Annotated in this window: 20 protein-coding genes and 2 pseudogenes; 19 read left to right on the forward strand and 3 right to left on the reverse strand. The window is 55.6% G+C overall.

Annotated elements, in window-relative coordinates; all coding sequences use genetic code 11:
* Window positions 1-94 precede the first annotated feature (94 nt).
* The 5 genes from SULPSESMR1_RS22895 (at window position 95) to SULPSESMR1_RS22915 (ending at window position 6,908) form a co-directional block, all read left to right on the forward strand.
* Window positions 95-1,300, forward strand: coding sequence for an alkane 1-monooxygenase (locus SULPSESMR1_RS22895; RefSeq protein ID WP_089423379.1), 1,206 nt, complete (start codon window positions 95-97; stop codon window positions 1,298-1,300).
* Window positions 1,301-1,498: 198 nt separating this feature from the next.
* Window positions 1,499-1,966: a rubredoxin gene (locus SULPSESMR1_RS25770; protein ID WP_089423380.1), complete on the forward strand. Its 468-nt coding sequence runs from the start codon at window positions 1,499-1,501 to the stop codon at window positions 1,964-1,966.
* Between the two features lie 55 nt (window positions 1,967-2,021).
* A complete protein-coding gene (locus SULPSESMR1_RS22905) occupies window positions 2,022-3,473 on the forward strand; it encodes an aldehyde dehydrogenase family protein (protein ID WP_089423381.1) in 1,452 nt (483 codons plus the stop codon).
* A gap of 42 nt (window positions 3,474-3,515) precedes the next feature.
* Entirely contained in the window at window positions 3,516-5,126 is a 1,611-nt protein-coding gene (locus tag SULPSESMR1_RS22910; protein WP_089423382.1) for a GMC family oxidoreductase, read from the forward strand.
* A gap of 159 nt (window positions 5,127-5,285) precedes the next feature.
* A complete protein-coding gene (locus tag SULPSESMR1_RS22915; RefSeq protein WP_089423383.1) occupies window positions 5,286-6,908 on the forward strand; it encodes a long-chain fatty acid--CoA ligase in 1,623 nt (540 codons plus the stop codon).
* A gap of 746 nt (window positions 6,909-7,654) precedes the next feature.
* On the opposite strand, the pseudogene SULPSESMR1_RS25975 reads toward SULPSESMR1_RS22915, so the two are convergent.
* Both SULPSESMR1_RS25975 and SULPSESMR1_RS22920 read right to left on the reverse strand, forming a co-directional pair.
* Window positions 7,655-7,771 (reverse strand): annotated as a pseudogene (locus tag SULPSESMR1_RS25975) (IS110 family transposase); the annotation flags it as partial.
* A gap of 100 nt (window positions 7,772-7,871) precedes the next feature.
* Window positions 7,872-8,583 (reverse strand): annotated as a pseudogene (locus tag SULPSESMR1_RS22920) (IS5 family transposase).
* 105 nt (window positions 8,584-8,688) lie between these two features.
* On the opposite strand from SULPSESMR1_RS22920, the gene SULPSESMR1_RS22925 reads away from it, so the two are divergent.
* The 5 genes from SULPSESMR1_RS22925 (at window position 8,689) to SULPSESMR1_RS22945 (ending at window position 15,267) form a co-directional block, all read left to right on the forward strand.
* Window positions 8,689-9,225 (forward strand): TetR/AcrR family transcriptional regulator, encoded by a 537-nt coding sequence (locus SULPSESMR1_RS22925; protein ID WP_157729105.1) that lies wholly within the window; start codon window positions 8,689-8,691, stop codon window positions 9,223-9,225.
* Between the two features lie 103 nt (window positions 9,226-9,328).
* Window positions 9,329-10,303: an efflux RND transporter periplasmic adaptor subunit gene (locus SULPSESMR1_RS22930; RefSeq protein WP_240311213.1), complete on the forward strand. Its 975-nt coding sequence runs from the start codon at window positions 9,329-9,331 to the stop codon at window positions 10,301-10,303.
* A gap of 15 nt (window positions 10,304-10,318) precedes the next feature.
* Window positions 10,319-13,393 carry an efflux RND transporter permease subunit gene (locus SULPSESMR1_RS22935; protein WP_434223027.1) on the forward strand — a complete coding sequence of 1,025 codons (3,075 nt, stop codon included), beginning with the start codon at window positions 10,319-10,321 and terminating at the stop codon, window positions 13,391-13,393.
* 92 nt (window positions 13,394-13,485) lie between these two features.
* Window positions 13,486-14,094 carry a TetR/AcrR family transcriptional regulator gene (locus tag SULPSESMR1_RS22940; RefSeq protein ID WP_157729106.1) on the forward strand — a complete coding sequence of 203 codons (609 nt, stop codon included), beginning with the start codon at window positions 13,486-13,488 and terminating at the stop codon, window positions 14,092-14,094.
* An 849-nt stretch (window positions 14,095-14,943) separates the two neighbouring features.
* Window positions 14,944-15,267 carry a helix-turn-helix domain-containing protein gene (locus SULPSESMR1_RS22945; RefSeq protein WP_240311212.1) on the forward strand — a complete coding sequence of 108 codons (324 nt, stop codon included), beginning with the start codon at window positions 14,944-14,946 and terminating at the stop codon, window positions 15,265-15,267.
* A 33-nt stretch (window positions 15,268-15,300) separates the two neighbouring features.
* Here the strand turns inward: SULPSESMR1_RS22945 and SULPSESMR1_RS25660 are convergent, their stop codons facing one another.
* Complete coding sequence (locus tag SULPSESMR1_RS25660) at window positions 15,301-15,540, reverse strand: hypothetical protein (RefSeq protein ID WP_089423388.1); 240 nt, start codon at window positions 15,538-15,540, stop codon at window positions 15,301-15,303.
* 222 nt (window positions 15,541-15,762) lie between these two features.
* Between SULPSESMR1_RS25660 and SULPSESMR1_RS22955 the strand changes: the two genes are divergently transcribed.
* The 9 genes from SULPSESMR1_RS22955 (at window position 15,763) to SULPSESMR1_RS22995 (ending at window position 22,604) form a co-directional block, all read left to right on the forward strand.
* Window positions 15,763-16,116, forward strand: a complete 354-nt coding sequence (locus SULPSESMR1_RS22955) for a hypothetical protein (protein WP_089423389.1) — start codon at window positions 15,763-15,765, stop codon at window positions 16,114-16,116.
* 43 nt (window positions 16,117-16,159) lie between these two features.
* Complete coding sequence (locus SULPSESMR1_RS22960; protein WP_089423390.1) at window positions 16,160-16,780, forward strand: lytic transglycosylase domain-containing protein; 621 nt, start codon at window positions 16,160-16,162, stop codon at window positions 16,778-16,780.
* On the forward strand, window positions 16,777-17,070 hold the full coding sequence (locus SULPSESMR1_RS22965; RefSeq protein ID WP_089423391.1) for a TrbC/VirB2 family protein: 294 nt from the start codon (window positions 16,777-16,779) through the stop codon (window positions 17,068-17,070). Before SULPSESMR1_RS22960 ends, SULPSESMR1_RS22965 begins: the two co-directional genes overlap by 4 nt.
* Entirely contained in the window at window positions 17,063-17,341 is a 279-nt protein-coding gene (locus SULPSESMR1_RS22970) for a type IV secretion system protein VirB3 (protein WP_089423392.1), read from the forward strand. Before SULPSESMR1_RS22965 ends, SULPSESMR1_RS22970 begins: the two co-directional genes overlap by 8 nt.
* Window positions 17,331-19,694, forward strand: coding sequence for a type IV secretion system DNA-binding domain-containing protein (locus tag SULPSESMR1_RS22975; protein ID WP_089423393.1), 2,364 nt, complete (start codon window positions 17,331-17,333; stop codon window positions 19,692-19,694). The genes SULPSESMR1_RS22970 and SULPSESMR1_RS22975 overlap by 11 nt, the downstream gene beginning before the upstream one ends.
* A complete protein-coding gene (locus SULPSESMR1_RS22980) occupies window positions 19,691-19,876 on the forward strand; it encodes a hypothetical protein (RefSeq protein ID WP_089423394.1) in 186 nt (61 codons plus the stop codon). Before SULPSESMR1_RS22975 ends, SULPSESMR1_RS22980 begins: the two co-directional genes overlap by 4 nt.
* 55 nt (window positions 19,877-19,931) lie before the next feature.
* Entirely contained in the window at window positions 19,932-21,020 is a 1,089-nt protein-coding gene (locus SULPSESMR1_RS22985) for a lytic transglycosylase domain-containing protein (protein ID WP_089423440.1), read from the forward strand.
* Between the two features lie 50 nt (window positions 21,021-21,070).
* Window positions 21,071-21,835, forward strand: a complete 765-nt coding sequence (locus tag SULPSESMR1_RS22990; RefSeq protein ID WP_198362929.1) for a type IV secretion system protein — start codon at window positions 21,071-21,073, stop codon at window positions 21,833-21,835.
* Between the two features lie 115 nt (window positions 21,836-21,950).
* Window positions 21,951-22,604, forward strand: coding sequence for a virB8 family protein (locus SULPSESMR1_RS22995; RefSeq protein WP_089423396.1), 654 nt, complete (start codon window positions 21,951-21,953; stop codon window positions 22,602-22,604).
* Window positions 22,605-22,606: the final 2 nt, after the last annotated feature.

Genomic DNA, 22,606 nt, shown 5'->3' on the forward strand with positions numbered 1-22,606 from the left:
AGACACATCGCCGCTCGTTGGAAAATTCGTCGCACTACGTGGCAAAATCACCAGAAATCGGAGCGGAGACTGCAGTTTCAGGGAGGAAATGCGCATGACCACTGTCTCAAAAGAACCCGACTCCATTGCGGAGTACGTCGATAAGAAACGTTATCTATGGATGCTTTCTGTAATATGGCCAGCGACCCCAATCATCGGCCTCTACCTGGTGGCGCAAACGGGATGGAGCATTTGGTACGGTCTTGTTCTCTTCGTCTGGTACGCGCTGGTTCCGCTATTGGATGCCATGTTCGGAGAGGACTTCAACAACCCACCCGAAGAAGCCGTCGAGGCTCTGGAAAAAGACCGGTACTACCGCGTCCTGACCTACCTCACCGTGCCTATGCACTATGCTGCCCTTTTGGCGTCAGCTTGGTGGGTCAGTACGCAAAGCATGTCATTGCTTGAAATCGTCACTCTGGCATTGTCGCTGGGAATTGTGAACGGTCTTGCTTTGAACACTGGCCACGAGTTGGGCCACAAGAAAGAAACCTTTGATCGCTGGATGGCCAAGTTGGTGCTTGCGGTTGTCGGCTACGGCCATTTCTTTATCGAGCACAACAAAGGCCATCATCGCGATGTCGCGACCCCAAAAGACCCGGCAACGTCGCGGATGGGCGAAAGCATTTACAAGTTTTCAACCCGTGAAATTCCCGGTGCCTTCCGCCGTGCGTGGGAACTCGAAGAAGAGCGCCTGTCGCGTCGTGGCAAAAGCCCCTGGAGCCTTGAAAACGAGATTTTGCAGCCTATGCTGATAACCTTTGCTCTCTATGTTGGGCTGCTCGCCTTCTTTGGCCCCCTGATGCTGATATTCCTGCCCATACAGATGGCATTCGGCTGGTGGCAGCTGACCAGCGCCAACTATATCGAGCACTACGGGTTGCTGCGTGAAAAACTGGACAACGGTCGCTACGAGCACCAAAAACCCCACCATTCGTGGAATTCAAACCACATCATGTCGAACCTGATCCTGTTCCACCTCCAGCGCCACTCCGACCACCATGCGCACCCAACGCGGTCCTACCAGTCGCTGCGTGATTTCAAGGATTTGCCAGCGCTGCCCACAGGCTACCCTGGCATGTTCTTCATGGCGATGGTTCCGGGTTGGTTCCGCGCTGTCATGGACCCCAAAGTGGTCAACTGGGCGCACGGCGATCTGAGCAAAGTCCAGATCGACGACGGCAAGCAGGAGCACTACGAGCAGAAATTTGGGTCGATCGGCGTATCGCCCGGAATTTCCGCAGCCACCGCCGCGGAATAACCTGCTGATCGGTCCTGTCAGGGCCGCCGAAAGGCGCGCCCTGACAGGACCGATCACAAAACAGTCTCCAAAAATAAAGATGATCGTTGCTTTGTCAGCAGAGCATTCTGATGTTGCCAAAAATTCTTGTTTGGCCGCCTGAACCCGCTCGCCTCTTTCAAAGCAAGCTAAATGAACGACCAAGGGAGGAAATTGGACATGGCAAAATACATGTGCCCCGACTGCAAATATTCATATGATGAAGTTACCGGAGATCCTCATGAAGGGTTTCCGGCAGGGACGCCCTGGGCGCAAATCCCTGAAGAGTGGTCCTGTCCGGATTGCGCCGTTCGCGACAAGGAAGACTTTGAACTGATTGACGGCTCTGCTGTGTCTGTCGCTGCGTCGGCACCGGCACCAACGGCCCCCACCCCCGAACGCCCCGTGACCGCGACTAAGGTTGTGGAGGCTGCGGCCCCGCAGCCACCCTCCAAGGCTGCGGCGGAAGGTGCCAAACCTTTCGTGAAATGGATCTGCATCACTTGCGGCCATATTTATGATGAGGCTCTTGGCGACGATTACGAGGGCTTTGCGCCGGGAACACGTTTTGACGACATCCCTGACGATTGGTGCTGCCCGGATTGTGGGGCAACCAAAGAAGACTATGTGCTGTACCAAGAAAAATGACCGATGCGAGAATATGAATATCCGCCTTTGAAAGCAGCGGACAGGGAGAAACACAATGAATATCTACGCTGAAAACGAAACTGCCAACGCGCTGCCGTTCGTCTCAAGAATCGAAGACGTCTTCAAAGCGCAATGTGAAGCCGGTCTGATCCGCAGAGGCACCTTTGACCGCAAAGCCCGGATTGCGCAGTTGGACCGGCTAAAAGCTGCAATTTTGCGCCGCGAGGATGAGATCATCGCCGCTTGTTTTGCAGATTTCAAGAAACCGGCGGCCGAGGTCAAGCTGACTGAAATTTTTCCGATACTGCAGGAAATTTCACATACCAAGCGCCACTTGAAGAGCTGGATGAAGGTCAAACGCGCGATGCCCACGTTGGGTGTTCTGGGCACAACGGCCCGGATCCAACCGGAAGCAAAAGGAGTCTGCCTGATCATTGCTCCGTGGAACTACCCGTTTCAGCTGGCTCTCGGGCCACTTGTTTCGGCGCTCGCCGCTGGCAACAGCGCCATCATCAAGCCATCCGAGGAGACACCGCATACGTCTGCGCTGGTTGCTGACCTCGTGGCTGAAACGTTTTCGCCTGATCTGGTCGCTGTATTCGAAGGTGACGTGGCCGTTGCGACACAGCTTCTGGACCTTCCTTTCGATCACATCTTTTTCACGGGCAGCCCGCAGGTCGGTAAAATCGTGATGACCGCTGCGGCCAAATCGCTGGCCTCAGTCACGCTGGAACTGGGCGGGAAGTCTCCCACGATCGTCGGTCCAACTGCGAATGTAAAAAAGGCAGCCCGCAATATCGTTTGGGGAAAGTTTGCCAACAACGGTCAGACATGCATCGCGCCTGACCACGTATTTGTACACCGTGACATTGCGCTAAAGTTCAATGACGCCGTGAAGAAGGAAATAGGGCGGGTTTTTGGGGAGACCCCCGAGGCCCAAAAACTGACCCCTGACTATTGTCGCATCGTAAATGATCGCCATTTCAATCGTGTCAGCGGTCTGATCGAGGATGCCAAATCGAAGGGTGGGAAAATCACACTAGGTGGACAGGTCGACGCGGCACAGAACTATGTCGCGCCAACGCTGATTTCAAATGTAACCGCCGATATGGAGATCAGCCGGGAAGAACTGTTTGGGCCGATCCTGCCAATCATCGAATATGAAGACATCGACAAGGTGATCCAACAGATCAACGCGAATCCCAAGCCTTTGGCGCTTTATATTTTCGACAAAGGCAAAACCCTCGTTGACGAGGTCATTGCTCGCACCAGCTCCGGAGCGGTGGGGGTTAATCTGACCGTTGTGCATTTCCTGCATCCCAACTTGCCATTCGGTGGCGTGAATAATTCGGGCATCGGTGCTGCTCACGGTGTTTACGGCTTTAGAGCGTTCTCGCATGAAAAGTCAATTTTGCATGACAAGCACTCGATCACACACATGCTGTTTCCGCCTTACACGGGCTTTGTGAAGCGGCTCATCAACATTGTCGTCAAAGTGCTGGGCTGATTAGCAGCGCACCTTGGAACGAAGAACAGAAAGATATCCACTATGTATGACTACATCATCGTTGGTGCCGGATCTGCCGGCTGCGTTTTGGCAAACCGGCTGTCTGCCGACCCCGCCAAGCGTGTCGCTTTGTTGGAGGCCGGACCGCGTGACAAAAGCCCGCTGATCCATATGCCGGTTGGCATCGCGCTGCTGGCCAACAACAAAAAACTGAACTGGGCGTTCGATACCGAACCACAACATCAGCTGGAAAACCGTAGCCTGTTCTGGCCGCGCGGCAAGACATTGGGCGGATCATCCTCGATCAACGCAATGGTCTATATCCGAGGCCATAAAACAGACTACGATGGTTGGGAAACAGCTGCAAGTTCTTCTGTCTGGGGCTGGGAGCGAGTCTCACAGCTTTTCAAGAAAATGGAGGACAATCATCGCTTTGGCAACAATGAGCATCATGGCTCTGGCGGCGCGTTGTCCGTGAGCGAGTTGCAGACCGTTAACCCTCTTAGCCGCTCATTTGTCAAAGCTGGTCGCGAATTGCAGATCCCTCACAATGATGATTTCAACGGCACCTTACAGGAGGGTGTCGGCCTCTATCAGGTCACGCAAAAAAACGGCCGGCGCTGGAGTTCGGCCAAGGCATTCCTCGAGGGCGCGCTGGAGCGTTCCAACCTGGACGTCATTACGGATGCGCGGGTCACACGCGTGGTAATGGACGGCCGCCGCGCGACTGGCGTGTCGTATAAACGGGGCATGGAATACACTCAGCTTCGCCTGAACGATAACGGTGAGGTACTGTTGTCCGGCGGCGCCGTGAATTCTCCGCAACTGCTGATGCTCTCGGGTATCGGCGCGGCTGACGAATTGAAAGAGCATGGTATTCCGCTTGTTCATGATCTGCCGGAAGTCGGTAAGAACCTGCAAGATCACCTGGACATCACAATTATGAGTGCCGCAAATTCGCGGAAACCTATTGGCGTTGCGCTCTCTTTTCTGCCACGCGGCATAGGCGGAATCTACTCATATATCTTTCACAACAAGGGCTTTCTGACCAGCAATGTTGCTGAGTCTGGAGGCTTTGTGAAAAGCACCCCCGAACAAGCACGTCCCAACCTGCAATTCCACTTCTTGCCCACCTTTCTCAAGGATCATGGCCGCAAAATCGCCTTTGGGTATGGTTACACCCTGCATATCTGCGACCTGCTTCCCAAAAGCCGTGGCCGGATCGGGTTGAAAAGCCCGGATCCACTGGATGACCCGCTCATCGATCCCAAGTATCTGGAGGATCCCGAAGACATGCAAACCATGATCGCAGGGGTCAAGATTGGGCGGCGGATTTTCGATGCGCCAGCGATGGCCGCGCACTGTAAGCATGAGGTTGTTCCCGGTTCTGCTGTGCAAAGCGATGAGCAGATCGCTGCCGACATCCGCAAGCGGGCCGAGACAATTTATCATCCAGTGGGCACCTGCCGGATGGGATCAGACCCCCAGTCGGTGGTTGACCCCGCGTTGAAAGTGCGCGGTATCGAGGGCCTGCGAGTGATTGACGCTTCCATTATGCCGCGTCTGGTTGCAGGCAACACAAATGCCCCGACCATGATGATCGCGGAAAATGCGGCGGACATAATCTTAGGGAAGGTAAGTGCAGATGGCTGACCTAACCCAACACACAAAAACACAATCCTCACCTTGCAAGAACTGCTCCGGCAATTGCTGCCAAGCATTCAAGCTGAATGAAACCCGCTCCGCGACCGGTGACACGGCAATTTCAAACAACACCAAAAACAGCGCAACATGCGCGAAAGGAAAGAGCCAATGATCGGCCAAATGATGCAAATTCCCCTTACGATCTGTTCACTGATTGATCATGGTGCTCGTTACCACGGCAATACTGAAATTATCTCAGTTGAAACGAATATGACCAAGACCCGCCATACTTGGTCAAGCGTTGCTAAGCGCGCGCGCCAACTGTCGTCCGCTCTATCCAAATTGGGCATCCAATATGGCGACCGCTGCGCCACAATCGCATGGAACAACGCGCGGCATCTGGAATGCTATTTCGGAATTTCCGGCGGCGGTATGGTGTGTCACACGATCAACCCGCGTCTGTTCGCCGAACAGTTAATCTATGTGATCAACCACGCAGAGGACAAGGTCGTGCTCTTTGACAAGACTTTTCTACCGATCATAGCCAAACTGCGAGGGCACCTGCCTACGGTGGAATTCTTTGTTTTGCTAGGCGCGCATGATGAAGAGGCCGCCGCACAGGTGCCTGGCTTAGTATTTTACGATGATCTGATTGCGCAAGGGGATCCGGACCACCCATGGCCGGATGTCGATGAAAACGACGCATCCAGCCTGTGCTATACTTCGGGCACCACAGGCAATCCCAAGGGCGTCCTCTATTCGCATCGTTCGACTGTCCTGCATACGCTTGCCGCAGCCTTGCCGGATACGCTGAATTTTTCGGCGCGCGACACGCTTATGCCGGTTGTACCGATGTTCCATGTTAATGCCTGGGGTGTGCCATACGCTGCGGCGATGGTTGGTGCAAAAATAGTTCTCCCTGGACCCGGTCTGGATGGTGACAGCCTTGCAGCATTGATTGATGATGAGGCAGTAACCGTAGCGCTCGGCGTGCCAACCATCTGGCAGGGTTTGCTCAATGCATTGGCAAAGAAAAGCTCCAGCGCCGAAAGCCTGAAGCGTACGATTGTTGGCGGTTCTGCCTGCCCCCCCTCGATGATCGCAGAATTTCGCGATAACTATGGCACCGAAGTTGTGCATGCTTGGGGTATGACAGAAACTTCACCTTTGGGCACTGCAAACGCGTTGCTAGAATGCCATATCAACTTGTCAATCGAAAATCAGGCGAAGGTGCGTGAAAGTCAGGGTAGACCCCCTTATGGGGTTGAGATAAAAATCATCAGTGACGATGGCAATCGTCTGGCAGAAAATGGAGTCGCAAAAGGCAACCTGATGATCCGGGGCCATTGGATCGTGGACAACTATTTCCGCTCGGTCAACGACTCGGCGCTGACTGCCGACGGTTGGTTCGACACGGGCGATGTGGCGTCAATCAACGCCGAGGGTTTCATGACAATCCGCGACCGCTCCAAGGATATTATAAAATCAGGTGGAGAATGGATCTCGACCGTCGAATTGGAAGGAATTGCCATCGGGCATCCGGCCGTGGCCGACGCTGCGGCTATTGCCGCCAAGCATGAGAAATGGGACGAACGCCCGGTTCTTCTGGTTGTTAAGGCTCCCGATGCCGAAATTACCGAGGCGAATATCATAGCTTTTTTCGAAGAAAAGATTGCAAAATGGCAAATTCCCGACAAGTTGATCTTCGTGGAAGAACTCCCGCGCAACGCCACGGGAAAAGTGCTGAAGAACAAGTTACGTGAAGAGTATGGCAGTATATTGATGTACTGAAGTGCCGCGATCCCATTATCTGGCCCGTTGAATGCAGGATGGTGAGGCAACATCGAAATTAACATCTCTGCGTTAAAAATTGATTATTCGAGGGAGCAAATGATTGGCAACCGCTACACTCACCTAGATCCGAAAGAACGCCGCGAGATGCAAGTCACATGAAGCCAAAGCCGGTGCCTGCGTTTACGGACCAATCACACTTGTCTTTGTAGATTTCGACGGGCTCGCGCAGGTAGGATCGGGAAAACCTTGACCAAATAGGACCGTTGAATGGTCGGATAATCACCGCCTTTCTCGTGGAGTTATAACAGTTTACAGTCATCTACTTGCTTGCGTGAATGGTGAAAACACTTAGTCCTCCACTAGGCTTTAGGCTCAGGGCTTCGGTAATGGGGTCGTCTTTGTCAATGGCAATATGACGAGCGGAACTTGACGACATTGACATTGTCCGTCGTCGTTCCTTTTTGACGAGGTTGGGAGCGGGTTCTCGAATAGCAGTCAATTTGCGACCCTTCCGTCCAAGATCTTCTCCGGGTGCATGCTTCGGTCCGTGATCAGCGCGATGGCTGCCAACATGATGCTGGTCCAGTGTGGTAGCCCGAAGTGCCCATCTCATAAGCGTGCTCGAACAGAAGTTCGGCGACAGTCCTGACCACGGCATCTTCGGAACCACGTCCCGGTGGGGACCTCGAAGGGCCGCAGTCAAGCAGCCTTCAGTGGTTCGCTTCCAAGCGTTCTAATACTGTCTAAATGCCTCCAACGATTGGTGGGGATGCGTGATTGAACTCGGTGCCGTCCCGCCACATGCGATGAAGAACAACACCAATGCATCTCGCCAGTGCAACCCTTGCCTTACGCGCCCCCAGAAGGGCGCGATTTAGCCACTCCGACAATGGTCTAGCTTCCAGCCAAATGACTGCAATCGTTCCGGGCAGTGCGTGGCGCAGGCCCCGTTACAGCATCTCATAACCAGAATATGACGGTTGGGGCGATGCAGATCGCGCTCATGAATGTATGCGCACAGCGGTCGTATCGGGTTGCGACCCTTCGCCAATCCTTGAGCCTGCCGAACATGCGTTCGACCAGATTGCGCTGCTTGTAGAGTTTTGTGTCGTAGGTGACCGGCACCTTACGGTTCTTGCGCCCAGGAATGCACGGTGTGATGTCGAGATCGGTCAGGGCCTCGCGGAACCAGTCACTATCATATCATATTCTCTGTCCGCGATCAGCACGTCGGTGTCTGGCGGGAGGTGGGGCAGCACAGCGTCCGCGCTTTCATAGTCGCTGATCTGACCCTCAGTCAGAAACAATATCAATGGCTTGCCGTCGCCGTCACAAACCGAATGCAACTTGGAATTCAAGCCGCCCTTGGTGCGTCCGATACGTCTGGGAACAGCCCCTTTTTGATCAGGCTGGCGGCGGAGCGGTGGGCTTTGAGATGGGTGGCGTCGATCATGACGGGGCCTGTTGCGGTGCTCTCAACCGCCAGCGTCGCGAAGATACAGTCGAACATGCCGATCACGCCGCAGCGGATGAACCGGTTTTAGAGCGTCTTGTGCGGCCCGTATCGCTCAGGCGCATCACGCCACATCAGGCCGCGCCGGATTACATGAATGATACCGCTGATGACGCGCCGATCATCCACGCGAGGCACTCCTCTTGACTTGTTTGGCAAAAGTGAAAAGTGAAAACATTCACGGCTCTGTAACTTGACACCTTTACGCTCACAGAGTAACCGACCAACTGGTATATAAACCGACCATTTGGTCAGGAAGAAATGATGAAACGGTCCCGCAACGCATCTGCTGACATCCTTGCCGCTGCACGCGAAGTGACGGCGCGGCATGGGGCTGGAAAACTGACAATCGATTCCGTCGCACGCGAGATCGGCATGAGCAAGGGGGGCGTGCTTTACAACTTCCCTTCGAAGCAGGCTCTGCTATCGGCGCTTCTACAAGACTTGATAGAGGAACATCTCGTGAGCATGAGCGAGATCGATCAGGCCAAACCGAACGCAACCCTGCGGGGGCATCTGCATTCGCTCGCTGCGTCAAACAATCTGAAGGAAAACCTTTCCATGGCTATACTTGCGACGGCTGCGGAAAACCCCGAACTTCTAGATCCGCTCCGCAACATGATTGAGAGTGACCACCAGAAGGCTACGTCTCAATCCACGGATCCGATCGGGGCACACGTCATACTCGCCGCACTGGACGGCCTGCGGTTTCAACAACTATTGTGTATGCCCCCCTATGATACCAAGACACGCGACGCGATAAAAGGCCGGCTCGAGAGTATGATCAATGACTTGCGGTAAGGCCTTAATACGTTTTGGCCGTTCTTTGGGCCTGCTTGCAGCGTTTTTGGGATGCGTCGGAACAGCGTCGATAGCGCAGGATCAGTCAACGACCAACACGGCCGTGTCCAAAACGATCACCGTTCCCCTGACGGTGGCGGTGTCTGCGACCAATGATGTGCAACGCGTATTCGTCGGGCGGTTGGAACCGCTGCGGGTGGTCGATCTGGCATTTCAAATCTCAGGGCAAATTCTGGAATTACCCGTTTCGGCTGGGGAGGGTCTGAAAAAGGGCGAGCTGATCGCCCGTCTTGACATAACCGACTTCGAATTGGCCTTAGCACGCGCTCAGGCATCTTTCGATCTGGCCACGAGCGAATTTAAGCGGTCTGCGGAACTCGCCAATCGCGGCGCAGGGTCAGAGGCACGGCTCGACACAGCGAAGGCACAGCTTGCCCAGTCTGAAGTGGCCTTGCGCGAGGCAGAGCGTCGACTGGCACAGACAAGGATCGAAGCACCGTTTGACGCTCTTGTCGGCCGAATCTTTTCGGAAGCCTACTCCAATACCACACCAGCGGCACCGATCGTTCGGCTACAGGATGTCAGCGAAATGCGCGTCTACATATCGCTGCCCGAGGAAATTGCCGCGTTGGCGCGGACCCGCGCGGAGGATTTCAGCATCACCGCGACATTCCCTGCGGCACCGAGATACGAGGCCGAGCTGATCCTGCGAGAGTTCGTGACTGAAGCGGATCCGGTCGCCCAAACCTATGTGGTGGAATTCGCAATTGCAGGTGAACTCGATTTCCGCCTGTTGCCGGGCATGACTGCAAACGTCGTCGCACGTCTCGAAGGGTCGGGAGGCACAGGCAGCGTGGTTATACCGGTTTCTGCCATTGATACGACGAGTGCACCCGAGCCAAGAGTCTGGATATTCGATGAATCAAATGGAACCGTCCGACCGCGCACTGTGCGTCTCGGACTTCCACGCGAGAACGCAATCGTGGTGCTGGAAGGGCTCGCCGCTGGCCAGCGCGTTGTCTCAGGTGGCTGGTGGAAACTGACCGACGGCATGAATATCCGTCCAGACGTGCATTAGGATCCCGACATGGCCATGACTCTCGCTGCAGGCTCAATCAGTCGCCCTGTCACCATCTGGCTGGCCATCATATTTTGCGTCTTGGGCGGATTGTGGGGGCTTAGTACCGTTGGCCGCCTTGAAGACCCGAGCTTTACCCTGAAGACCGCACTGGTCGTCATCCCATATCCTGGTGCGACCGCGGAGGAGGTCGAGGAGCAGGTTTCCGAAGTTGTTGAGGGGGCGTTGCAGCAGATGAAGCAGCTTGACCGGATCGAGTCTAAATCGATGCCGGGCATGTCTCAGGTTACTGTTGAAATTGAAGATACCTTTGGACCTGACGAGATGCCGCAGGTCTGGGACGAGATGCGGCGCCGGTTGCGCGACATACGCGGCGAACTCCCCGAAGGTGCGCGCGAACCAGTCATCAACGATGATTTCGGTGACGTCTACGGAATGTTCTACGCGGTGACCACCAATGGTTATTCCCCGTCGGAGCAGCGCGAGATTGCACGTTTTCTGCGGCGCGGTTTGGTTTCTGTCGACGGGGTCGCAAAGGTCGAGATTCAAGGGTTGATTGAGGAGGAGATAACGGTCGCGATCCCATCCTCCCGCCTTTCCAGCCTCGGGCTACAACCAAACCAGATTCTGGCCGCCATTTCGGACGAGAACAGGGTATTCGCGAACGGGGAGATCACCGAAGGGCCCGCACGCTTAGGCGTTTCGGTACCGCAGGGCTACGCTACGGTCGCCGGCATCGAGGCGCTCCGGCTTGGGGCACCCGGCGAGGTCGGCCAGATCTCCGTTGCCGACATCGCCCGTGTCACACGAAGTGAGACCGAACAGCCAGGTCAAGTTATTCGTCACAACGGTGAACGCGCCTTTACGTTAGGTATCTCCGCCCTGACAGACCGTAACGTGGTGGAAGTTGGAAGCGGCGTCGAGGAACGGATGAGCGTCTTGATTGCTCAGCTTCCAAAGGGGGTAGAAGTTGCTCCGATTTATGAACAACACAAGGTCGTGGACGCGGCCGTTTCGAACTTTCTGGTTGGTCTTGGGCAGTCAGTCGCTATCGTTGTTGGCGCCCTGATGCTCACGATGGGCTGGCGCGCGGGGATCGTTGTGGGCGCGACTCTCACCCTGACAGTGCTTGCGACCATTTTTTTCATGTCGGTTTTCGGCATTCCGATGGAGCGCATCAGCCTTGGTGCCCTGATCATCGCGATGGGGATGCTGGTCGATAACGCAATCGTAATCACCGAAGGCATGGTGATCGGCATGGCTCGGGGCAAGTCCGCTGAAACAGCTGCGTCCGAAACGGAATCCGCAACCTCGATTCCGCTTCTGGGCGCAACGGTAATCGGAATTATGGCCTTTTCCGGTATCGGGCTATCGCCGGACGCAACCGGCGAGTTCCTTTTCTCGCTCTTCGCAGTAATCGGCATCTCCTTGCTGCTGAGTTGGATTTTCGCCGTAACAATTACACCCTATCTCGGTGCCCTTTTGTTGCGCGCGCCCAAGACTGTCGCGGAAGATCCTTACAAGGGTGCTTTTTATGCGGTTTATCGCGGCGTTCTCTGGGGCGCACTTCGGTCTCGCTGGCTCGTTGCCCTAGTGGTCGTTGGTATAACCGTGGCGTCGCTGATGGCGTTTGGACAGGTCAAGCAGGCTTTTTTCCCGGCCTCGACCACACCACTGTTCTATGTCCAGTATCAATTGCCGCAGGGGACCGACATCCGCACCACGGATGAGGACATGAAAAGACTGGAGTCGGTGCTGCGCGAAACCCAAGGTGTCAACGATGTTGCATCTCTTGTCGGTCGCGGTGCAAGCCGCTTTATGCTGACCTACACTCCCGAACAGGCAAATTCGGGATACGGCCAACTCATCGTCCGGGTTGGGGACGCGGCAGCGATCCCGGCTTTGACCCAGAGCCTGAGACAATCTCTGCCGTCGCAGTTCCCGAACGCGCTGGTGCGGGTCGAGGAACTCGTCTTTGGTCCGCCATCGGGAGCGGCCGTCGCCGTGCGGTTCTCGGGGCCGAACCCGATCATTCTTCGTGCGCTGGCGGATGAGGCAATGTTGATTTTCCGGGAGGCGGGAACCATCACCGATCCGCGCACCGATTGGCGCCAGCGCGAACTTACGATCATTCCGGTCGTTGATGAGGCGCGAATGCGTCTCGCAGGTGCTAGTCGGCAAGCCATAGCTGATACCATTGAATATGGCACCTCGGGGCTGAGGGTGGGAACCTTGCGGGAAGGCGACACCGAAGTCCCGCTGATTTTGAGACTCCCCGAAAACGAGCGCGATGGGGTCGAAAGGCTTCGCGATCTTGAAGTCTGGTCGCAGGGCGGCGGAAAATATGTGCCGATGTCCGGCCTCGTCGAACGATTCGAAACACGGCTTTCCGAAGCCCTGATCCTTCGCCGTGACCGAGAGCGGACGATATCCGCCCTCGGCGGTGCGCGGGGTGACTTGACCGCAGATGAAGCATTCCGAAGCGTCCGCGACATGATCGAAGCCATCTCGCTCCCGCCCGGTTACGTTATGGAATGGGGCGGCGAGTTTGAAAGCGCGTCCGATGCGCAAGCGTCACTCGGTAAACAGTTGCCACTGGGGTTCCTCGTGATGCTGACAATTTCAATCCTGATGTTTAACAAATTGCGCCAGCCACTGATCCTATGGCTTGTCGTTCCGATGTCGGTCACCGGCATGGTCCTGGGGCTTCTGTTCACCGGGCTTCCCTTTACGTTCACAGCGCTGCTTGGCTTTCTGTCTTTGTCGGGCATGTTGATGAAAAACGCGATTGTTCTGGTCGAAGAGATTGACGCTCAGCGCGCCAACGGTGTGGAGAACTACAAGGCTGTAATGGATGGCTCGGTCAGCAGGCTGCGGCCAGTGGTTTTGGCTGCGGGAACCACAATCTTCGGCATGTTGCCGCTCTTACCTGACGCCTTTTTCGCTTCGATGGCCGTCACAATCATGGGCGGATTAGCATTTGCCTCGATCCTGACCCTCGTCCTGGTGCCGGTGCTCTATGCGCTCCTTTTCCGAATTCGCCCGCCCCGGCACGCAAAAGAGATGTATGGCGAAGCATCAACCGCTTAAAATTTGTCATGCACAAGATTTGTGCGCAGCTTGCCGTGGAGCGGTTGGCAACTTAAGCTGAAATCACCGGGATCGTTCTAAGGAGAGACGTGTTGCGCGAAGAAAAGCTCAGCGATGTCATCCGTGGAGCGCGCTCGGTTTTTTTCGAACATGGATTAGCGGGCGCACGCGTGGATCAGATCGCTGATGCGGCAGGCGTCTCGAAAGCAACGATGTATGCGCATTTTCCCTCCAAGACAGCCCTATTCACCGAAGTCGTATCGAGGGAATGCGACATGCTCGCCGAAGAGCTTGAGACATTGTTGCGGGCACAGGGCCCGACGGAGGAAACGTTGCAGTCGTTTAGTGACGCTCTGATCAGTCTTGTTTTCTCGAATGCCTATATTCGGCTTTACCGAATTTGCGTTGCCGAGGCTGGCAGGTTTCCTGAGATCGGGGAACTCTTCTTCAAAGCCGGACCAGAGCGGGTAAGGCTCATCCTTGCGGGTTACCTGATGGAACGGTGCCAGAGCGGAGATTTGATGATCCCGAATCCCGATTTCGCTGCAGATCAGTTTATTCAACTATCCTTTACCAGTATCTTAAATGACCGGTTATTTGGTGTTCAAAAACGCATTTCTAAATCCGTGATTTCCGGAAGGGCCAAAAGTGCAACAAGCGCTTTTCTTGCTATCTACACGGCCAAGCCTGGGATGGGCTAAATTCATCTGGTGAATGTCGCGATCTGCTGGCCTTTGAGACAAGTTGAAAGTCCCCGTTAAAGCATCTGCAAACTAGATCGCTCGAACCGATTGAGATCGCCGTGCGGGCCCAGCGGTAAGCCAGTTCGGCTCTGTCACCCATGAGTTTGAGCAGGCAGTTGTGGCCCAGATAGGTCAACGGTTTCTGGATCAGTCTTGGCAATTTCTCAGGTCAAATCCTGTCTGCTGTCAGTTGGCCTTCTAAATGAGAATGTTCTCTCGGTTACCCACGCTTGTTTACGAGGACCTCCGCCAGCAAACCTAACATGTGCGCGCTTATGGGAATTTGGGTCTCCTTCAAGCAGCTAGCCCACTAACAACCGCTCTTGCTTGACGGTTTTCGAAGCCGCCTGAGAAAAGCAATCACATCGTCAGGTGTTGCCTCTTTGGCCCTAGTTAACATTTCTGAGCGTATTTTGGGGTCAATGAACGCCGCCGTATCTGGCTCGTTAATCCATAAGATCGACAACTCCGAAGTCTCCCAAACATAGACCCAACCAACCGTGTGCTTGCCATCGGGTCCAATCAGCCGAGCAATGGGTGATGCTTCTTCGTTAAAATGGGTCACTATCTAATTCACTTTGGACTTGCTGGCCGGATGTCGGGACGCCAGAAAACAACTTGGTTTTGTGGGGTTGAGGGGCTATCTTGGAGCGGCGGCGCGAGAAATTCGTGGGCTAGAGACCGCCTCAGCTTGAATACTTTTGATCATGAATTCTGAGAGGTACCTCGGCCTTCGTTTGATAAAATGATGTTGTCAAAATTCATGCCCAACCCTCACGTGCAATTTCCACTTTATACTCTCCTATAATGGCGCTGGACCCCAATTCGGGAAATTATCAGCCGAAGACAATAGTCTACCATACGAATGTAGAATATATTGCGTGGTTAAATACTCTACATCCGGGCTCTGCCTTAGGCATGAAGCTACGGGTACAACTTGGTCTAAATATTCAGGAGGCGCGCCGATCCAGAGGGTTCAGCCAAGAAACCCTTGCGCATCGCGCGGACATTGATCGCGGCTATATTGGCAAGATCGAGAACGCAAAGCATGCCGCGTCGATCGATATGGTCGAAGCGATTGCGGAGGCATTGGGTATTGAGGCGCAAGAACTTCTTAAGCCTAGAATTTGATTGCGCGCCATTTCCACCGCCGGGCGGGCAAGGCTAACGTTCAACCAACCCCAAGAACCGCCCATATTCTTCGCTGACCTCCCGCGCTTCCTGAAACGCGCGCGCCCGTTCGTCGTCAAGGCAGCGGAAATAGCTCTGAATGTCCTGAATGTAAGCCTCAAAGTCGTTCCGGATTAGATCAGCATATTCTTGAGCAGCTTGCGGGTCGTTCGGGACGAAGGGCCGTGGGGGCGCAAGGCAGGTTTCTGATAACGCACCACCAGCCAGAAACATGAGATAAACGATAACGAGCACACAGCGATTTCGCTGCATACGACTGCGCCAAAACGACCATGTAACCTTGAAAGAATCCACTCTGCATGCCTAATGGGTGCGCGACCACAGTACAGCCGCAACGCATAAATATATCTTGCGGACATTTATATACTATCGTATCTCTGGGCTTCAAGTAGGAATGCCTAGCGTTGCGTCTTTAGAGAAAGCGTGAGCCGGGCCATGAACTGGGAAGTCGAAGCACCAAATGTGGTTACGGAGGCGAGATTCCGCGAACTCGTGGAAAGCGGCTATAGCGCCGAAATCTTGTGCCAGGAATCTGCGCACAAGAAAGGCCCGAGCTATTACGGGGTCTGGATCCTGCGTGCCGTCTCAGCCGACGGCGTGGAAAAGCTATTGGTTACGGCCCGGACCCGCACAACGCATAACGACATCAAAATCCGCGAATTCAAAACCATCACTGGCGTCGTGTCGTTCCTTGTTGGGATCGGCTTCTCACATGCCGATGTCCCGCTCGAAGAGGGCCAGCGGACCGCGCATAAGCTCATTGCGCCGGTCAAAGGCAGCAGCGACTAGCCTTCTTTTCATTTGGCTGCTTGCACCACCTGCGGCAGCCCAAATGGTTCTGGTCATGGAGAGCGACGGATCGCTGACCGCCACGCAATCCCAAAACAGCTTTGCTCGGAACTACAACGACGGCGTAGGCCGAAGCTCGGCGGCCGATGCGCTCACTATACTTGACGAACCTGATGTTGTCGCAGCAACCGAAGAAATACGCATTGCCGCCATCGCGCCGCGTACTCCCCTGCCCCGTGCGGACGTTCTTTCGGCGATTGAGGCCACGGCGCTACGCTACGGCAGCCATACCGGCTTGCGCCGCGCGGGACTTTCGGTCTCGGACTGGATCGTCCTCTTCCGCGCCAACATCGAAATCGAGAGCGCCTATCGGCAAAGTGCCGTTTCCAGTGCAGGTGCCATTGGCCTTGGTCAACTTATGCCAGCGACAGCTCGCGACCTCGGTATCGATCCTCGCGACCCCTTGCAGAACCTTGATGGGTCAGCTCGTTACCTCGCGATGATGCTGTCGAAATTTGGCGATCCATTGCTCGCCTTGGCCGCCTACAACGCCGGCCCCGATGCCGTGCGCCAATATGGCGGCATTCCCCCTTACCGAGAAACCCAAAATCATGTGGCCCGCGTCATGGCGGTAGCCGCACGTCTGGAAGGAACAAATCCATGAGATTCAGCCCATCTTTCTTCGTCGCCGTCTTGGCAGCCTTTGTGCTCATGGCAGAGCCTGCCCTTGCGCAAAGCATCGACCTCTCCCCAATTCAAAGTCTGCTACAGGGCATCGTCGATGCGCTGACGGGTCCGCTCGGCGTCGTCATCGCCACGCTCGCCGTTCTTGGCGTCTTCCTGAGCTGGTTTTTCAACATCATCGATCTGCGCCAAGCGCTTTGGGTGTTGGTTGGCATCGCAGGCGTCGCCGCCGCGCCCACAATCGTTGCTGCGGTCTTTGCAGGTGGCTGAGCGTTCGCCCCTCTTTCTCGGCCTCGTGCGCCCGCCCAAGCTTCTGGGCCTGCCCATCATGTATGCGATGGTCTGGCTTTTTGGCTCGGTGCTGCTCTTTGTGTGGATCCAGCACATCGTGATCCTAGCCGTGGCTGCCGTGCTCTACCCCGTGCTGTGGAAAGCTGCCGATTGGGACCCGCGCTTTATCGACGTGATGATGACGGCGTTGCAAGAAACCCCACCGACGCGAAACAAACAGGTGCATGGCGGGGATAGCTATGCCCCGTGACGAGGTCCTCGATCCCCGCACTTTGACGCCGGATTGGTATGCCCGCGAGACGCGGCTTGCGCATATGCTGCCCTATGTCAGCTTGGTCGGTGACCAAACGGTGCGCACGCGGGTGAACGAACTGTTCCAATGCATCCGCTTGGATGGGGTAAACAGCTACACAACTGATGATGCCTACCTCGACAAGGTCACGTCCCTGTTTGCCCGTATCGTCGCGCAGCTGGGTCCAGATTTCAGCTATTATGTACATAAGGTCTCAAAAGCGATCGCGCCGGAGCTTGAACCAGTGCGCGACGAGAGCTTTGCAGGCGAAGTGGATCGCCAGTGGCGCGAGAAACTGGCGACCAGCGGGCTGCGCGACAAGACACTGACTCTCACAGTCATGCACCGTCCGCCGTCCAAGAGTTTTCTTCCATTTCTCAATCGCAGCGCACCTGAGCGCTTCAAACAAGAAACTCAAAAACGCCTTCGACGGCTGAACGAGGCCGTGAATGTCTTTGCGACAGGGCTGGCTGATCTCAAACCGCGCGTGCTGTCGGCGAAATCAGGCGAGCTGGTTGGGTTCCTCGGGGCGCTCAATACGGGCCAAGAACTGCCGCTGTTTCCGGCGAGCATCTACGGCTTCCTGTCGTTCAACGTGGCCAACACCCGCGTGACATTCCTTGAGGATCACTTTGAGCTTTCAGAAGGCGTCGTAGGCCACCGCTACGGCAAAAGTTTCACCATCGGTGAATACTCCGAGGCCACGTCTTGCACGATGTTCGACATGCTCAATCTACCAGTCGACATGATCGTCACTCATTCGTTCACACCGATCAATTCCAACCTCATGGCCGGACGGATCAAGCGCCAGAAACGACAGATGCAGGCGTCACAGGATGCTGCTCTCTCGCTCATGGAAGCCCTCGATATCGCCGCCGATGATCTTGAAGCCAAACGCCAAAGTTTTGGTGAACACCACATGGTTGTGACGATCTTTTGCGACACGCTTGATGAGCTGCAGACGGTGAGCGCCGAGATCGTCAATGCCGCCGCTGCTGAAGGTGTGAAGATGATCGGCGAGCGGGTCGCAGCAAAAGCGCATTATCTGAGCCAGCACCCCGGCAATCAGCCCAAGCGCGTGCGCGCGAGTGCCATCACGAACCGAAACTTTGCAGATTTCGCAGCGTTTCATCGCACACAGCTCGGCAAAGAAGCGGGTGACGTGCCTTGGGGCAAGGTGATCACCATGCTCCCCACGCCTGAGCAAAGTGCTTATCGGTTTTCTTATCACGAGCAAGGCAGCCCAGACAAAGAGCCGACCAGCGGACATACCTTAATCATGGGACGGCCCGGATCTGGTAAATCCGTCCTTTCCGCATTTCTCATGACCCAAGCCCGTCGAGCAGGCGCGCGAATCTTCGTCTTTGATTACCGACTTGGTATGGAGATGGCGGTCCGCGCCAACGGGGGCAGCTATGCGGCTTTGAAGGCTGGACAAGCCACCGGCCTCAATCCGCTTTGGACGGAAGTTGACAATCGCGGCACGGCTTGGCTGTCAGACTGGCTGGGCACCCTGCTCTACCGCGCAGACAAGCCACTGACGCCCGTTCAAACCAACCGTATCCAAGAGGTCGTGCGTCAAAACGCCAATGCCACGGATCCAGCGTTGCGTAATTGGAAGGACTTCGCCTCGCTCTTTGTTTCCACCGATGATGGCGGCGATTTGCACCAGCGACTGCTCGAGTGGACCAGCGATGGCCGCTACGGCTGGATCTTCGGTCAGTCTTTGGAAGACACCTTTTCTCTCGAAGGTGACGTCGTCGGGTTTGATCTAACGGGTATTCTGGATTCTGAGTCCGAGAAAGAACGGATGGCCGTCTTGAGCTATCTGTTCCGCCGCGTTGAACGTGAAATCGAAGATCGTCGTCCCACGATCATCGTGATTGATGAAGCCTGGAAAGCCCTCGACAACGCCTATTTCGCAGAACGGCTTTCGAACTGGCTTGTGACGGCGCGCAAGCAAAACACCGTTGCCGTGATGATGACGCAATATGCGAGCCAGCTGGAACGCACACGTACCGGTAAGACCATTGTCGAAGCGGTCCCGACACAAATCCTGCTGCCCAACATCCGCGCCCATGCGTCTGACTACCAGATGCTGAACCTCTTCGACAAAGAGCTCGATGTGCTTTTGAACACCGGCAGCAATTCGCGGTTGGCCCTTATTCGCGACGACCAAGGATCTATCGTGGTCGATGCCGATCTTAGCGCATTAGGTCGTAACCTCACCATCCTCGGCGGCATGGAAAAGGGCGAGGCGCTTGTGGGAGCTGACTACCGAGACCGTTCTGACTTCTGGAGACTGACATGACACGCATTTTGATCCTTTTCGCCGCACTCGGCATGCTCGCCTCCTGTGCCCAGTACCAAAAACCACAGGCGAATTGTTTCACATTCCGCGCTGCTGTCGCCCCGGCCGAGCCGGTCGCTCCGGTCGCACCAGATTGCATCTTTACCCCTATGAACGGGTCGGAGGGTGACATTGCTGTCTAAGCTCGCTCATATCCTCTGCGTGTCTTTGCTGCCCGGTCTCGCCTTCGCTCAAGGTGTGCCAACGGTCGATAACGGTCTGACCGCACGCGACATCGTGGAAACCGGTGACCGCGAAGTCGATCTCGCAACCCAAGCCGACAAGCTGTCCGTGCGCGAACTCATTGCCGAGATTGAACGTGAGCAATTGGAGACGCTGGCGCGTATTCTCGATGCCCAATCAAGCTTTGGAGGCCAAGGCCTGCCCGCAATCGTGTCCGGTTTGGAATCTGGCAGTGGTGATCCTGCGCGCTCGGTGGAAGCCGTTTATGGCTCAGGCGGGATTGATCCTAATCCCGGTGGCACGCAGATGTTTGGCGATGCGGCCCAGAATATCGAACAACTCATTATCCGCGTCGCTCAAGAGACCAGCGGCTTTGCGGGCGTAGGGCGTGCCGGACTCTCTTCGGTCCAATGGCGCGCCCTTCTTCAAGCCCTGATTTGGCAGGAAAGTCGTTTTACCATCGGTGCGCGTTCTCCCGTTGGCGCATTTGGCCTGACCCAAATCATGCCGGGCACCGCGAGCGACCTCGGCATCAATCCTGCCTACTATGACAGCCCCTATTTACAGGTGCATGGCGGCGCGCGGTACTTGGCCACGCAACTCAACACCTTTGACGGCAACATCATCAACGCGCTTGCCGCCTACAATGCAGGGCCGGGCCGCGTGTTTGAATATAGCGGAGTGCCTCCGTTCCGCGAAACACAACACTACGTCACAGTCATCCCCGAACGCTACAATCTCTATCTCAGCCGGATCGGCGGTATCGAAGCCTTGGGAACAATCGATCCAGCGCTACTGGCCAATGCCAACCTCTCGATCACAGGGCATGGCGCTGCTTTCTACGGAAACAATTCCCCTGCCGCCATCAGACAGGCCGCCTTGCGGATCCGTGACATCGTGGAGCGCATTTCCGAGACAGAGGACGTGTCGGAAAGCATGGCGCTTAACACCTACGCCCGCGCTGAACTCGTGCGCCTCGTCGCTGCCCGCATTCGCCTGCAAGCGGCAAGAACACGGGCCTTGAGCGCGGTTGAATTGGCCCAAGCCTCCGCCCGCATGGCCGAAGGCAACTTTATGAACTTTACAATCGAGGAGTTGGACTAATGCTTAGATCCAAATGGCTTTTGAAGACTGCTTTGGTTGGCACGCTTGCCATGGGGTTCCACGCGGCGTCGCCTACCTCGGTCTTCGCGCAAGGCGTTCCTGTGGTCGACACCCAGAATATCGCCCAAAATATCCAACAGCTTCGGCAGATGATCGAAGACGAGATCCTGCAAAACGAGCAGCTGACGCAGCTGCGCGAACAGCTTGCCACACTCACGGACCAACTCGCAGAGCTGCAACGCACCTATGAGGCCCTGACCCGTCTTGCCGAACTGCCGGAAATAATCCGCACTCAAATGGAGGACGAGCTTAACGGCCTCCTCGACCAAGAGTTCGGCGATATCATCGCGACCATCGAGGCTATCAAGAACGGGGACTTTTCTGGTTTGTCCGGGTCGGGCGCAGGCGAGATCGAAACCCAGATGGACCGCGTTCTGGCCGATCTTGGGTTTGATGACGATACACTATCGGAAATGGCCAGCAGCGGGAACGCAAGTGCCAATCGGATTGCGACCCAAGCCACAACTGGCGCGCTGGTCTCGGCAGCCGCCCAAAATAGCTATGGCGATGCAGGTCAATCGCTTGAGCGCGTGGACCGGCTCGTTGGCCTTATCGACGACATGGATGAGTTAAAAGAAAGCGTCGATCTCAATACGCGCGTGACGGCAGAACTTGCGATTGCGCTTGTTGCCATGTGGCAGCTTGAAGCCATTCAAACCGTCGGCGACGGCACCGGTGGTGTGATCGATGCCGCCACCATTGCCGAAGAGCAGCGGTTCATGGATTTCACCTTGCCCGATCTCAGTGCTGATTAAGGCGTTTCGAAATTGACCAGCAATATCAAATATCGGTTTTCGCGTTCGAGCGAAGCGAGAGGCAGCGAAGAACCGATTCAGTTTATTTCGAAACGCCAAGACCGAGGCGTGATGCATGGCGAGTGAACAAGACATTATTGAAGAAGAACTGGTTTACGGTGCGCTGCGTCGTGAACGTCTTTGGCAGCGGCTTGGCTTGATCGGGCTGATCTTTGGCATTCTGGGGTGTCTGAGTGCTGCGGCTGTCTCGATCCTCGATATTGATCCGCCGCCTGTCGTGGTGCCTTATGATCCCGCGACCGGCTTTGCCCTGCCGGAGGCTTCTGTCGGGGCAACGACCGTCACAGAAAACCAAGCCATTATCGAGGCGGAAGTCTTCCGCTACATTAGCGATCGCGAAGTCTACAACCAACTCGACAATGATGTTCGGGTCCGAAGTGTACTGCGCCGCTCTGATGGCGCGGCCGAAGCATCTTTGCGCCAAATCTGGAACAGTGCGAATGCAGACTATCCGCCCACGCTCTATGGCACGAGCGGCCGCTTGGATGTCGAAGTCTTAAGCATCAACCGGATCGGCACCAATCGCGCCACAGTCCGCCTGCGCAAGCGCCTGAACTCAATCAATGGCGTCCAGACCGGTCTCTTCACAGCAACCCTGCTCTTCGAGTTCCGCCCCGAGACCAGCCGCTCCATCGATCAGGTTTGGTCCAACCCCTTCGGCTTCACCGTCTTGGAATATTCCATCCGCTCCGACAGATTGGAGAACTAGTT

The sequence above is a fragment of the Pseudosulfitobacter pseudonitzschiae genome (assembly GCF_002222635.1).
Taxonomy (GTDB): domain Bacteria; phylum Pseudomonadota; class Alphaproteobacteria; order Rhodobacterales; family Rhodobacteraceae; genus Pseudosulfitobacter; species Pseudosulfitobacter pseudonitzschiae_A.